Annotated in this window: 13 protein-coding genes; 3 read left to right on the top strand and 10 right to left on the bottom strand. The window is 37.1% G+C overall.

Annotation, left to right across the window (positions count from 1 at the left end; genetic code table 11):
- Positions 1-367: 367 nt before the first annotated feature.
- The 3 genes from C5469_RS02995 to C5469_RS02985 form a co-directional block, all read right to left on the bottom strand.
- Complete coding sequence (locus tag C5469_RS02995; protein ID WP_166302140.1) at positions 368-2,128, bottom strand: acyl-CoA dehydrogenase family protein; 1,761 nt, start codon at positions 2,126-2,128, stop codon at positions 368-370.
- 597 nt (positions 2,129-2,725) lie between these two features.
- On the bottom strand, positions 2,726-3,121 hold the full coding sequence (locus tag C5469_RS02990) for a type II toxin-antitoxin system VapC family toxin (protein WP_166302137.1): 396 nt from the start codon (positions 3,119-3,121) through the stop codon (positions 2,726-2,728).
- Complete coding sequence (locus tag C5469_RS02985; protein ID WP_166302135.1) at positions 3,105-3,362, bottom strand: type II toxin-antitoxin system Phd/YefM family antitoxin; 258 nt, start codon at positions 3,360-3,362, stop codon at positions 3,105-3,107. Before C5469_RS02985 ends, C5469_RS02990 begins: the two co-directional genes overlap by 17 nt.
- A gap of 495 nt (positions 3,363-3,857) precedes the next feature.
- Between C5469_RS02985 and C5469_RS02980 the strand changes: the two genes are divergently transcribed.
- Together C5469_RS02980 and C5469_RS02975 are read left to right on the top strand one after the other, a co-directional pair.
- The gene (locus C5469_RS02980) at positions 3,858-4,175 is read left to right on the top strand and encodes a hypothetical protein (RefSeq protein WP_166302132.1); all 318 of its coding nucleotides are present in this window, start codon (positions 3,858-3,860) and stop codon (positions 4,173-4,175) included.
- 310 nt (positions 4,176-4,485) lie between these two features.
- Positions 4,486-4,812, top strand: coding sequence for a hypothetical protein (locus C5469_RS02975; RefSeq protein WP_166302129.1), 327 nt, complete (start codon positions 4,486-4,488; stop codon positions 4,810-4,812).
- A gap of 104 nt (positions 4,813-4,916) precedes the next feature.
- On the opposite strand, the gene C5469_RS02970 is transcribed toward C5469_RS02975, so the two are convergent.
- The 6 genes from C5469_RS02970 to C5469_RS02945 all read right to left on the bottom strand — a co-directional run bounded on the left by C5469_RS02970 (position 4,917) and on the right by C5469_RS02945 (position 10,994).
- Positions 4,917-5,357: an OsmC family protein gene (locus C5469_RS02970; protein ID WP_166302126.1), complete on the bottom strand. Its 441-nt coding sequence runs from the start codon at positions 5,355-5,357 to the stop codon at positions 4,917-4,919.
- 244 nt (positions 5,358-5,601) lie between these two features.
- Positions 5,602-5,763, bottom strand: coding sequence for a hypothetical protein (locus tag C5469_RS02965; RefSeq protein WP_422615846.1), 162 nt, complete (start codon positions 5,761-5,763; stop codon positions 5,602-5,604).
- 35 nt (positions 5,764-5,798) lie between these two features.
- Positions 5,799-6,233, bottom strand: a complete 435-nt coding sequence (locus C5469_RS02960) for a DUF29 domain-containing protein (protein WP_166302123.1) — start codon at positions 6,231-6,233, stop codon at positions 5,799-5,801.
- Between the two features lie 102 nt (positions 6,234-6,335).
- Positions 6,336-7,544 carry a tyrosine transporter TyrP gene (gene tyrP / locus C5469_RS02955; protein ID WP_166302119.1) on the bottom strand — a complete coding sequence of 403 codons (1,209 nt, stop codon included), beginning with the start codon at positions 7,542-7,544 and terminating at the stop codon, positions 6,336-6,338.
- Between the two features lie 52 nt (positions 7,545-7,596).
- Positions 7,597-9,516 (bottom strand): pyridoxal phosphate-dependent decarboxylase family protein, encoded by a 1,920-nt coding sequence (locus tag C5469_RS02950; protein WP_166302116.1) that lies wholly within the window; start codon positions 9,514-9,516, stop codon positions 7,597-7,599.
- 461 nt (positions 9,517-9,977) lie between these two features.
- The gene (locus C5469_RS02945) at positions 9,978-10,994 is read right to left on the bottom strand and encodes an NAD(P)H-quinone oxidoreductase (RefSeq protein WP_166302113.1); all 1,017 of its coding nucleotides are present in this window, start codon (positions 10,992-10,994) and stop codon (positions 9,978-9,980) included.
- A 463-nt stretch (positions 10,995-11,457) separates the two neighbouring features.
- Between C5469_RS02945 and C5469_RS02940 the strand changes: the two genes are divergently transcribed.
- A complete protein-coding gene (locus C5469_RS02940) occupies positions 11,458-12,138 on the top strand; it encodes a hypothetical protein (RefSeq protein ID WP_166302111.1) in 681 nt (226 codons plus the stop codon).
- Positions 12,139-12,371: 233 nt separating this feature from the next.
- On the opposite strand, the gene C5469_RS02935 is transcribed toward C5469_RS02940, so the two are convergent.
- A complete protein-coding gene (locus C5469_RS02935; protein ID WP_166302108.1) occupies positions 12,372-13,868 on the bottom strand; it encodes a PhoPQ-activated pathogenicity-related family protein in 1,497 nt (498 codons plus the stop codon).
- Between the last annotated feature and the right edge of the window lie 48 nt (positions 13,869-13,916).

The raw sequence follows: 13,916 nt of genomic DNA, 5'->3' as shown, positions 1-13,916 counted from the left end.
GCGCTATTATTGTCCAAACTAAGGCACCTACTGGCATAATAACTTGTGGATTTCCTAACCAATGATGAGTTCTGTGTTCTATTGCTTCGGATCTGAAAATAGAGTTTTTATTTGGCAATCTAAGGCATACCTCACATTGAAGTAAAATATTCAGCAAAAGTCTTTTATTGAATTACCGACCAATCGCTTTCATAATTCGAAGTAGGCACCTTCGGATAAAAAATTAGCTGACATTTCAGACGTTGATGCACTATCAACCTATTTCCTGACCTATTTACAAGTGTCTTCTTTACTTATAGAGGCTTTTCTAATTAATTTAAACTTTAGGTAGCGTCCCGTATTTTTGCCTGTTTCCCCATACCTATGGTTAATTGTTTTTTAACTGATGGTGATTATTTGCATACCAGGAAATATAATCATTACTGGATATCGGTGTCTCAATGCCAATCTTATCCACGCCAAAACTGGCAATATAATCATTTATTCTGTCTGCATGCTTACGTATATATTCAATGCGTCTCTCGTCTATTTTTTGAGATTCCTGTAAATTGATCACTTCACTTCTCAGGAGATTGCTCATGGTACGATGAATCCAGTCGAGAAGATAACCTTCGATGATCATATTGACATCATCATCATTATGATATGCATCAATAATTGTCGTCACCACGGATAAAATGGCATATGTCTGGCTTAGTTCCAGAAAATTCTCACTATGCTTATTAAGCGTATCGAGATTTATTTTTTTATTATTATTTACTATTAGTCTGTTTATCTTCTTATATAAAAAATTCATATAATCATTCAAAATGGGAAACAAGTCATACTGGAAAGATGTTTTTTTATGTATTTTTTTCATCTTATTGAGAATAATCGTCCCTCCGGCCTTTAGTGATAATACAAAGTTATCACCTTCCGAAGTAATCGCACCAAAATTAGATATCAAATAATTGGATATTTTGTTAATCGTAAATAATCCCTGTGCACCACAACGTTCACGACAATTAATTAATATTTCTTGTGTGCGCCATGTACACAGCGATTTAGTTGTCGTGATTTCAATAAGTAATTCATCTGAAAACTTAAAGTTTTTAACTGATTCTGATAATATAATTGAAACCTTTCTGGTTAATTCTCTTAAGTATAATGCGTGAGTGATTGTGCTCAGGGTATCCCAGGCAATTCCCTCTTTTAAATGAAAATAATTAATTATTGGCATAGCACCTGAGTAGCCAAATGTTTGTCGTTTATTTCCATATGCGTTGGTTATATGAAGCGCTGATTTGGCCGCTGTAACTGAGCTCATTGCCATGCATAGCTTCCCTGAATGTACTCTATTTGTAATTAACGAGAATCTTTCTCTTAATTTTTTAGTATGTAATGATATTTTACCATCTCTGGTCAAGGTTATCATATTGCCAGCGAGGAGTCCTTCAAAAGGAATTTCGACATTATCAAATGAAGTGATTGCGTTATCTAAATAAAATCCCGGTTTATCGCCAAGTGGAGTAATTTTAACTCCAAGCGTTAATTTTCCATTTACCGACAGGGGGAGAATGAATGGGAAAATACCATATTTTTTTCCTGATACATTTAGCTGAGCTAAAATTACAGCTATTTTGGGTAGTTCACAAGGTGTAGTATTAGGCATAAATTTATATGCATTTTGGCTTGGTGAATTCAACATGAATACACCTTTTTCCGGGAGATAATTAGCTTGTGTTTCGATAGAGATTAGATCATTCCCGTGAGCCAGCTCAGTTGCAAGATATACGCCGATGGCACGACCTGAACAAAGTTTTTGGTAAAGAGCTTCAACATAGGGAGTTTGCGATCCTAAGTTAGCAATAGTGCCTATGGCTAAATTAAAATGAATTGACAGCATAGAAACTACAGCACAATCATGCGGGGCTACAAGCTCATGAAGGGCAACTAATTCATTAAATGATTTCGTGTGAATATTATTATTTCGAATATATTTAAGCAGTTCTATGAACTTTTTTACTGACGACTGATAACTACCACAAGTGCTTTTAAGTAGTACTAAAAGGTTATCAGATACTTCCGCATTTCCTATGCCTAAATAAGACGTTAATTTTGATTCTGAATTGCACAATGATCTATTCATGTCTATGAAACCTTTACCAGAATAACAATAGCTATTTAACAGTGTAATAGAATACACCAGAAACATATACCTCTGCTTTAAGAACTTATTAATAGAAGTTCTGTTAAAAACCTTCTTTCTTACAGCCCAGTAGAGAAAGCCATATTAAACATATTTATCAAGTAAATAACTTGTCGTCGTTATTTACTTAGAATGGGTGATCAATTATTTCATCTTCATCGTAAAAATTATTTGGATATGAATAATTTGCCTTGGTGTTTGATGATTATGGTACCAGATGACAGTAATCCGTTCGCTAAAGAAATAACTGATAAATTAGCCGAGACGGATAATTTATCTGAAAAATAATATTAAATCATTAGTCATTTTAATTTGGCGATAAAATCCTCTACTTTGTAGTAGAGGGTTTTTTATTAATTTAAATAATATGATTTATATCATTGCTGATATCTTATTACCCTATAAACATAGAATATAAAATTCGACAAGAAATTTGCATCAAAAACATTATTTTATTAGTATGATTAACACGCTAATATATTTATAAAAAACATATAATACAGTCCAAAAATTAAATCCAGACATGCTTAAGTAGTCTTAGTTACAAGCTTCAACTTTAATATATTTATTCGTCATATATTTTAGTATCTTTTCATCAGCTGTGATTAATGTCATTTTTTCCACTTTGGCTTGAGATATGAGTATCCTGTCAAATGGATCTTTATGCATTTCAGGCAGGGATGGAATATTTACAGCATGGCCACTTTTTACATGAAGTTCTTTAAAACCGTTATCGAGTAATCCTTTCCGTAAAATATCTGGTCTTAGATTAATCTTCCCAATAGAAAATTTAATAGCCACCTCCCAAATGCTAGCTGCGCTAAAAAAAACCTCATTATCAAAACTGGTAATAATATCCGTACTTTTATTGTTTATCCTTTCTGGTGTTAGAGAAAGCCATATTAAAACATGTGTATCAAGTAAATAGTTCATCGTCGTTATTTCCTTCGAATAGGCGATTAATTATTTCATCTTCATCATCAAAATTATCTGGACATGAATACTTTCCTATAAGAAATCCTAACTTACGCCTTGGCTCTTCTTCCCTATATGCCATCACTTTCGCAACAACCTTTCCATTTCGAGCGATTAAAAATGGCTCCCCTGTTGTAGTAACATCATTTATCAGTTTGGATAAATGTGCTTTGGCATCATAAATATTGACTTTTTCCATCGTGACAATCTCAATTACAAACTGTATAATAATTATACGCTATTTTTTGGTCTGGTCAACATAACCTCGACTCCCCTGTGAGTTTTCATTACTTGCTATGGGAATGGTTTAATATAACCAGTTAGTGAATTAGTTATGAACCTCGGCATTTGATGATTATGGTACCAGATGACAGTAATCCGTTCGCTAAAGAAATAACTGATAAATTAGCCGAGACGGAGAATGAATCTACAACAAAAAATTTAATTTAATGATGAAAGCATTTACTTTTTAGTGGCCGTTTTTTCATCACCTTAAATAATATTGATGTCATTTTTATAGATAAAAATTACCATATTGTTTTTATTAATGACTTAATCTCAGTGAGATAATATTTGGCATTATTTATCAGGAGAGTCACCTATTATATTAATATGAAGTTGATGAAAAGATTATTTGCATAATCTACACTGCAAAACGTCAGACCTTCTTTATATTATTAATTAGGAGCAAATTATGAAAAAATTGATATCTATGCTATTTATTTTAATTGGTATGATTAGCGCACCTGCATTCTCAGCGGAAACCAATAGCGGTGTTGTTAAAGTTGCAGAAATTAAAACTGACTGGGACAATCCTGCACACTATTTTTATACATTTAGCGGAGTTTTAGCCAGTAACTGTGGAAAACCTGGTTATATTTGGTCAGGTTCAAGTTCTGAAAACATCAATAAGATATTAATCCAAGCTTATGCACAGGATTTAAGTATTAAAGTTGGTATAGATAATGTAAGTTGTAATATCACTACGGTTTATGTTATTAAACAACGGTAATTAATTATCACATTATCATTAATGGAATAAAAAGATAGATAAATATTGATTCCCTAACTCTATAATAAAATCCTCTATTGTAAAGTAGAGGATTTTTTAATTGATATAAATCATAACAATTATATTATTATTACTCTCTTATTCTCCATGCAAAGAGAATTTTTATGAAAAACAACATATTAACTTTAATGAATAAACATCAAGGTATTATTTATCAGACAAATCACCTTTTAAATTAATGAAAATATTATCTTCATTATCTACACTCCAAACCTACCAAAGTACCTTTATTATTAACCAGGAGTAGATTGTGAAAAAGTTTATATCTGTGTTGTTTATTTTCATTGGCATTATTAGCACCTCTGCATTTTCAGCTCAACCCAACAGTGGGATTGTCCGTGTTTACGAACTTAAAGCTGACTGGAAAATTGAAACAAATAGTCCTACACTTTATCTTTATACATTTAAAGGAAATTTAGCCAGTAACTGTGGGAAACCTGGTTATCTGTGGTCAAAATCAAGCGATGAAAACATTAATAAGCTATTGTATTCAGCTTATACACAGAGATTAGATATTAAAGTTGGAATAGAAAACACAAGCTGTACTATAACTACTGTTGAGATAACTTTAAATTAAACAATCATGTTTAGCGATAAAATCCTCTACTGCACCGTAGAGGATTTTTTAAATTAATTCAGACAACATTTTCTTCGTAAAACTATCTCAGCACAATATCTATTTTATTCGCAATATATTTCAGTGGCAAAACTTGGTGCATTCTCGATAGTGTCATGAACTGGGCAGGTTTTATTAATAAAGTCGACAAAGGCATGAATTTCTTCTTCACTATTATCAGCTTTAATATAAAATTTTGTCACTATTTTAGAGAAACCTAATTTCGCTTGTTTATTTCTACCAGTGAAACCATCAGTATCAAGTTCACCTTCCAGATCAACATGAATGTCAATTAAATTAATTTTATGCAGTTTAGCAAAAGCCTTTGCTACGATACATTTACAGGCCCCCAGAGAACAGAGTAAAGCTTCAACGGGATTCATCCCTTGATCAGTACCACCTAAATTACGCGGCTCATCCAAATAAAAGGAGAAATCTCTTGATGTACATTCAACTTTCAATCCAGCTACAGATTTTACTTTTGCAGTAAATAATTCTTTCGCCATGATCTAACTCCTTATAATTAAATATTAGTTTCTACCCGGTCAAACAGAGACAGTTATTATAACTTTTAATTTTTCTCCATTTTGTTTTTAAAGTGCTTATCTTTTCATTATTCTTTCCCAACGTGTTCCTTTTCCTTTATCGGCTTAACGAATACTCCCATAGAAGTATCGATCTCCGCGGGTATTTTACCGGGACCATGAATTCATATAAACGCGCCAGATCTGATTGTTCACTTCAGCTCCATCAGCTCGGCACTCGTAGGGGCTTGTCAGTATCTAGACTTTCAGCCCACTTCAGCACTGCCTGATGATCAATTACGTTGCCTGCATCCACGTCAGCAAGGGCTTCACGCGTCAGTCTTTCTCGCTCTTCTTCATTATAGATTGTCATGCTGTCTTGATTCATTAGCATCGATCCCATTCCAAACACAGCGATTTTTACTAATCAGGATAAAACTCAGAAGACAGAATCTGGGATATATTCCAAATGCATACATCAGGAAATACATCTAACCCAGTTTCGTTCATTGCTGAGGCAACGGCTTTAGACCAAACAACATCAACCCAGTCCGGATCATTTAACTTTGTCTTTAAACTAGGTGACTCTTTTAAGCCATAAAGAACTTCTTTTCTTTGTGCTTTAATTGTCCTTTCCCAACTTGTTCCTCTATGGCTTGGCTGATATTTCCATTTTAATAAGTGAGCAATTAATACTGCCATGCGGCTAGCCAACTCACGTTGTTCACTCTTGCCCACGTCTTCGATCTCCTCAGCAATGTTGATTATATCAATCTCAGACAATTTACCGGCACGTAATAATGCTGCCTGCTCATTTGCCCAAGCGACCACATCAGTTTCGTAACGGGTATGAGTCATAATTGCCTCCGCTAGTAGGTCTGTTATGCAGATAGTTTGTATCGTAGTCTGTCAGAGAATGCGCTTTAGGTCAAAAATGAACTTATCTTCAAGACCCAGTATTCACCCTACTTCAGGCAACATTCCGCTCACTATTCCGATCTGGATTGCGATTACTGCAATACCGCAGACAAATACCAGCAATAGTGCCGGTTTACCGCCAGATACCCGATAGCGGCGTTGATTTTGCTGACGGGATTTATATGCCAGCAGACTAGGCAATAATAACGCCAAAATTGACAACGCGACTGCGGCATATCCTAAAGCCATCACAAAGCCTTTTGGGTAAAACAGCGCGAAAATCAATGGTGGAACGAAAGTTAACAAACCAGTCTGCATACGCCCGGTTACATTATCTTTGCGTTTAAATAGATCAGCCAGAAAATCAAACAAGCCAAGTGCGACACCAAGGAATGAGGTTGCGAGCGCCAAGTTGGCAAACATTTGTACTCCAAGCTCAGTTTTCGGTGAAGAAACAACTTCACGAACACTGTGCAATAAACCATTTAGTCCTGCATTTTCAGCTAAGATATCGACAAACGTGTTGGAATTAATACTTCCTAGTGTCGCCAATTGCCAGAAAATATAAGCAATTAGTGGAATTGCACTACCGATAACAAATACCCAACGTAGCTTACGTACATCTCCCCCCATATATTTCACAATGCTGGGAACACTACCGTGAAAGCCAAACGATGTGAAAATTACAGGAATGGAGGATAATACTAATCCTTGTTCTAATGGCATCGTCAGTAAGTTGACATGCTGAACATGCGGCATCATCACCCCCAACATTAATACCAGAAAAACAATTTTTGCACTGAAAAGTACCCGATTCACCATATCAACTGAACTAGTGCCGACACAAACAACCCCTCCGGCAATGACAGTAAACAGTAAGACGCCTATTGAAGCAGGTAAGGATGAATTAAACCATTTATTAAGGCTGGTCGTCAGTAATTCCCCTGCACCGCTGATATATGCCGCAGTCAGCGCATACATCAGAAACATCATGCTGAAACCCGTTAATATTTTACCGCCACGACCAAGGTAACGTTGAGCAAGTGTCCCCAGTCCTGTCTCAGAAGATTCATACTGATAGGCTTCGACCAGCAACAATGCGGTATAACTCATCAAAACCCATAGCCCAACCAACATGATCAAACTTACGCCAAATCCCACACCCGCAGTCGCTAATGGCATGGCCAGCATTCCCGCGCCAATGGTCGTCCCTGCTACAATAAAAGTGCTTCCAACAGTACGATTCTTCACGTTTTTTTCCCTTCAAATAAACAGCAAGTGTTTAATATTTAATAATAAAAAATCAGACAACTTTCTTTTTTTCTTCTTCATCAACAATCTGAGTAAGTTTATTAATAAAAATCTTCTGGAGCCTTTCCCAATATTCGTCAAAATCATCTGTACTACGCAGGCAATGGGTCATCACTGCTGCACGCAATACATACACGCTGTGAACTTTATCCCACTCTTCCCGGCTAAAACTGCAACTTTCAACATAATGCCAGGGAGTATCGCCATATTCGCTATAGCCAAGCGACGTGGAAGAAGTCAGAAAATCATTAGTATAAGTACGGCCAGTGGCATATGAGCAAAGCTCATACATCCTCTTGTTAAGACGATTGTGATGCCCCAAATCGCCATTATCCCGCTCTTTAAACGTAAAATTGACCATATGGAAATCAGGATGTGGCATGACATGAATTTCAAAACAGCGTTTGCCAACAATAAGGGGTTCTGTAGTTAGAAGCTTTTTAATCATCCAATTTGCTGTCACGATGCCGGCAGCAATCACTTTTCCGTAACCACTGATATTAAGTGGAACTAATCGGTGTGACGCCCAGATTGCCGCGGCGATAGCCCCGGCTTTAGAACCCTCCATAATAGAAGAACCAAGTACCACATGCCGATTAGCCGATTGATCCCGTTGATCATTAATATCTTCAAAAACATAAGCAGCACGGTAGGAAATCAAGTCAACAATACGTTTATCTTTCATGCATACAGCACCAGCCGCATACTGAATAAATCCAACTTTATGAGGGTCTACGGTAATCGAATCAGCCTGGCACATCGCTCTGAAACTTTGATAAATTTCTGGTTTAGGCCAAATTACACCGTCAGGAATAATTTCTAATTCGCGATAACGGCGGATAAGTTCATCATATTCCATAAACTCACCCTGTTCATTAAGGAACATTGCACTGGCATAACCTGCATAAGCAGCATCAATATGCACATAAAACGAAACGCCATAACGTTCTTCACATTCTTGACGCAATGCAATGACTTCATCAACTCTATCGATAGCTCCGACTTCCGTAGTTCCAACTACTGTCACCATTGCCAAAATCGGTTCGCCCTGTTCTATCAGGCTGAACGTAATTTCACGCATTTTTTCAACATCAGTACGATAATATTCATCTACCGGCAATGGCACGATATTCTCTTGACCAATCCCAAAAACATCCATGGCTTTCATCCATGAATAATGTTTTGACTGCGGAACTAAGACTTTGCCAAATGTTCCCTGCGCTATCCCGACACCACGGCAAGAAAGTTCACGAACTTCTTCGAAAATGCCACGCCTTTTTAATTCATCAGTCAGATCCAAAATGTCTGATGACGACATATTTAACAGTTGTTGTTGCGATTTATTCTCAACTAAATCACAGGATTGCGGATGTTGTGCAATGGCAAGTGGCATAGTTTTTAAATTACGAGCAACCCATAACCCTTCATAATTGGCGACAGTTCCACCTGATGTAATATGCCCCCAAGCCCGGCGAGTGTCATAACCAAACATCCGGCACAGATCCAATCCTGCTTCAATTTCCAGCTCGGTTGTTGTTGGGGATGACTCGTGAGCACAATTGTTTGGGTTGTACATCATCGCCATAACATACGCGAGATTGGAAACCATCAGGGTGTCAGCATTCATATGCCCCATATAACGGGGAGAAAACCAGGGAACAGAAGTGTTTTTCAATTTGGCAGATAGTTGGTTCAGAATACCCTCGGTTCGATAAAGGGTTTCTCTGTAATCAGGAGCATAACGATCAACTGAGGTTACTAAGGCTGGATCTTCTGGATGAAAATCAGAACGCCAGTGCATATGCTCACTTACGGCGTATTCCATCATTTCTCTAAAAAAGACTGCATTTTCTGATTTAGGGCCTAAAAACAACGCATCAATATTTAAGTGCGAAGTAAACTGCTTAGTCATAATCACATACCCTTTTCCAACTGACAAAAACGACTGCCAGCAACAGAGAGATTCCGATCTTCTTTATTTATTAATGAAATCACTATCATTCTCTGACAAGCAGGCAGAAACTTTTATGTCACCTGACTTACTAATGGCTGTTTATACCCCAGCATTACAGACATTAAGGAAAATCCTATCAGGTGAAAAGACTAGCCATTAACATATCTATAATCGATCATTTGTTAATAGATATAGACCACATTCGTTAAAATATTAACAATTATGTTAAATATAAATTCCAATTTTGTGCGCGAGGACAAATAACAGATAAAAAAACAAGCCGAAATAATAGCTGCCTATTCATTAAGCTCATTAATTATAAGGATTTTTTCTAACACGAAGTTGTTAATAGGAAGTTTTAATAGATAGAATGCAGGGCTACAAAAGTTGAAATAGCCCTGATTCAAAAGGAAGTATTTTCAAGACGATACATTTACCAATATAACCTTGCCGAGAACATCACCGGCTTCCATCATCCGATGTGCATCAGCGGCATCTTTCAGATCAAATACTTTACAAATTAATGGACTGACTTTTCCTGATTTCAACAATGGCCAGACATGTTTTTCTAACTCTCTGGCTATCTCAGCTTTTTCTTCCACACTCCGAGAACGTAATGTAGACCCTGTGTGGGTCAGGCGTTTTAACATTAAGGGCATCAGATTAAGATTTTCGGGGTTTCCCTTCATCATACCAATCTGAATAATTCTCCCGAACTTAGCCGCAACTTTATAATTTTTATTGACATAATCACCACCGATTAAATCAACAACCATGTCAACGCCCTGCTTGTCAGTAAGTTGCAATACCCGTTCAACAAAATCTTCTTTCCGATAATTAATCACAAAGTCAGCGCCTAAACTATATGCAACTTTGACCTTTTCATCAGAGCCAACAGTGGTAATCACTCTGGCACCAAAGGCTTTTGCTAACATAATGGTGACACTGCCTATTCCAGAAGTGCCGCCATGGATCAGCAAACTTTCTCCTTGTAACAACTTGCCAGTCTGGAAAACATTAGCCCAGACTGTAAAAAAGTTTTCGGGTAATGCCGCCGCTTGAACAAAATCCAATCCATATATCGGTAAAGCAATGGTGTCATGGACCAAGCAATACTCAGCATAACCACCGCCAGCAACAAGTGCACAAACCTTATCGCCAATATTCCAGCGTTCACAACCTTCACCTTTGGCAACGACTTCTCCTGCAATTTCCAATCCAGGTAATGGAGATGCGTCAGGTGGTGGTGGATAAGAGCCCATTCTCTGAAATATATCTGGCCGGTTAACTCCAGCCGCAGCCACTTTAACCAACAGATAGCCTTTTTCTGGTCGCGGTAACGGAACCTGAACCAGATGTAATTTCTCCGGACCTCCGGGCTTAATGATGCTGATCGCTAACATATATTGGGGCAATGAATTAATTTGGCTATGCATACATACCTCTTATTTCTTCTGATGATCCTTTTTATGGATTCTGTTTAATATGATAAGTGGGAGTTGAAGTGCCGTAGAGCGAAAAAACCGTTAAACAATGACCATAACAGAAAATTATTACATGACAAATATGTAAGTAGCTCAGATAAGCTATTACAAGCATTATTGCTGATTTTCCATTTGTTTTTTTCTCGCTAATCGTCTTTATATTAAGCTTGAAAATAAAACCTATACACTCCTACTCAACACCAGATTGCAAAAGAAACCAGGATCAACTCTACCTAAATCCTTTCACAAGCGATTACCGCAAAGTGGCAGAAAAAACCGCGCTGCGTGTTAGAAGGATTGAATCGCATCACCGACCAGTATGGCTTTTTAAAAAGAGATTGGTGAAAAAACTTTCCTATTTTACAATTCCATGTAAGTTAATTTTTCAAAATTACAAAATATCACGGAGGTGCTAATGGAGACAACAACAAAAGAATCCAATAACCGGGTAAAACCGACAAGTGGATTCGATCAGTCTGAACTTATCAAAGCACGTATCACCAATCTTGCTGATCATTTTATTGATGTACTTAGAAAAAGAGATCCGGATAGTCTTTCCCTATTGTTAACTCTACCCGACGACGAATTTTGGGCAGAAGTTAAAGGACGAGCCAACTATATTGAAATAGTAGAAACTGTCACACCAGAAAAGAAAAAACATGAGGAATTTATCGAAAGCAGGAACGCTTTTCTTGCTCATCTTGGGGAATACGGCGGCGTCTACAAGTCCAGCAAGGTTGCGGATATATTAGGAGTGACTCGCCCGACAGTCAATAAATATGGTGAAAGTCATAAACTCATCGTATTAAATTGGGGAGTAGAGAATTTATATCCTGTTTTTCAATTTTCAGTAAATAAAAAAACCAGCAATAAAGGATATTTAAAAGGTATTCCAGAAATACTGGCTAATTTAGGTCCGGTCAGTGGCGTAAAAAAATGCCATTTTTTCATTCGTAAGATTAATACATTTAACCTTGATATAGATCTGGCTGAATCTACAACAGTACTGGATATCCTCAGAAATGGCGCATCCAATGATGCAATCACTCAATTGGTAAGACTAGCGAGGATTTTTGGCGCTTCTGATTCCATATAAAGTCCCCCTTAATATAGGCTTAAAGAGTAACCGTTTTACCCTGCAAATGCACTCAACTCTCCCTATAAACAATATGAAATTATTCCAGAAGTGCTCATATGAAATATGTCAGTGAGGTGATTTTATGAATTATGTTCCACTTTTCCTAAAGAGTTAACCTATCCAGACCTCCAGCTACCGTCAAAAAACACTGGAGGTCCAATTTTTCACAAATAGCTTATTCAGGATTTATTTTATTCTGCACCTAACCCCCTATCTGGCAATGTTTGGCATGTTGGTCCGCTTGATAAAGGCGCAACTACCGGATATTTGCCATCAGGGGTAATATAAACTCGCGTTGTTGCGACATATCCATCACTAAAAGTCGCTTCAATATAAGTCGCTTCCCATCCCATAACTGGAGAATTTAACGGGATTTTCACTTGTTGCATCTCACTAACATCAAGTGGTAACGCTTTATATCGGATGCCACATGCATAACGAAAATCTCGTGAAATTGGATTCGTAGCAGTCCAACGTATAACTTTTTCAGGCTTTTCTGAAAAATCGACTGTCAATATTTGCGAATTCTGCTGTGAATGCAGGGTTACATTAAGCTTTGGCATAGGAATGGACTGCTGGAGACGATTAATAAATGTAATCAATGACTGTTCAGTAAAGTTCCCAATGCCACGGTGATCAGAATTTGGGGCTACCCGTAAAGATTTATCTCCAGGAAGAATATCATAATAAAACCTCGCATTATCAGGAGCATAATAATCATCCCCACTAGCATTAACGATGTATTTAGGAATAGCAAGCCGAGACTCATAATTTGTTCCTAGATATTGCAAAGGATCTTCTATCTGCATCAGTTTAGAAAATGCAGGCGTATCTATTTTTTCATCGACATGTTCCTGATAATACGGATAGAAAGCAATCGGCCAGTTTTTTCCGTAAGATTGATATATATGTTTAAATGCCTCGCGTGTGCCAAGTATGTCGATAATAAAAGGAACTATTGCATCAACACGTGTATCTGCTATTGCCGATAACCAGGTTATCCATCCACGTTTCGATGCACCAGAAACAATAAATTTATTAATATTCCACTGTTTCAACTCTTGCTGTGCCAACGTCATTGCCTGAGAAACCGAAGTGGCCATAGGAATATGTAAAGGTATTAGCGACTGCTTCTCTGGTTTATTCATAAATAGTGTCCAACTATGAGCAACACTATCATCCTCTTTGCGGGATTTTCCATCGTCCCGGTACACGAGATATTGATTAGGAATATTACTTATCGAGATAACTATCGTATTGGTTGTACGGGCAATAGCAGCTAGGGTTGTCACATTGAAATCTGTTGGCAAAATCGGTGCTTCAGACTCACTATTATAGTTAGTTCCATTATTCACAACGATAAGTGCCCGTTGTGAAATCGGATGTTCGGGAATAAATATATCAACATCGTGTTGCCATTGAGCAGGTAGGACAACGTCCCCCGGAGACCAAAATTGTGAGGTCAATTGATAATGACGCAGCTCAATCTGAAGCAGTTTTTCTTTTCTTAAAAGCGAATATTTAAGGGGCTGTGTTGCCAATGCTGCTCGATAACAGGGAAGTACATTGGTGAAGTTAATATTGGTCCCATCAGAACATTTTGATTGTTCTGCATTAGACTGAGCGTAACTATTAGCAGCAGCCAATAACCACAGAGCAATAATCACCATTTTGGAGAAATTAAACATTATTTACCCTCAATATATAATTAATTAAATAATATACGATCATCATAT

The organism is Photorhabdus cinerea, assembly GCF_011189575.1.
GTDB classification, from domain to species: domain Bacteria; phylum Pseudomonadota; class Gammaproteobacteria; order Enterobacterales; family Enterobacteriaceae; genus Photorhabdus; species Photorhabdus cinerea.
Note: the sequence above shows the minus strand (reverse complement) of the source record. Positions and strands in the feature narration are given on the sequence as shown.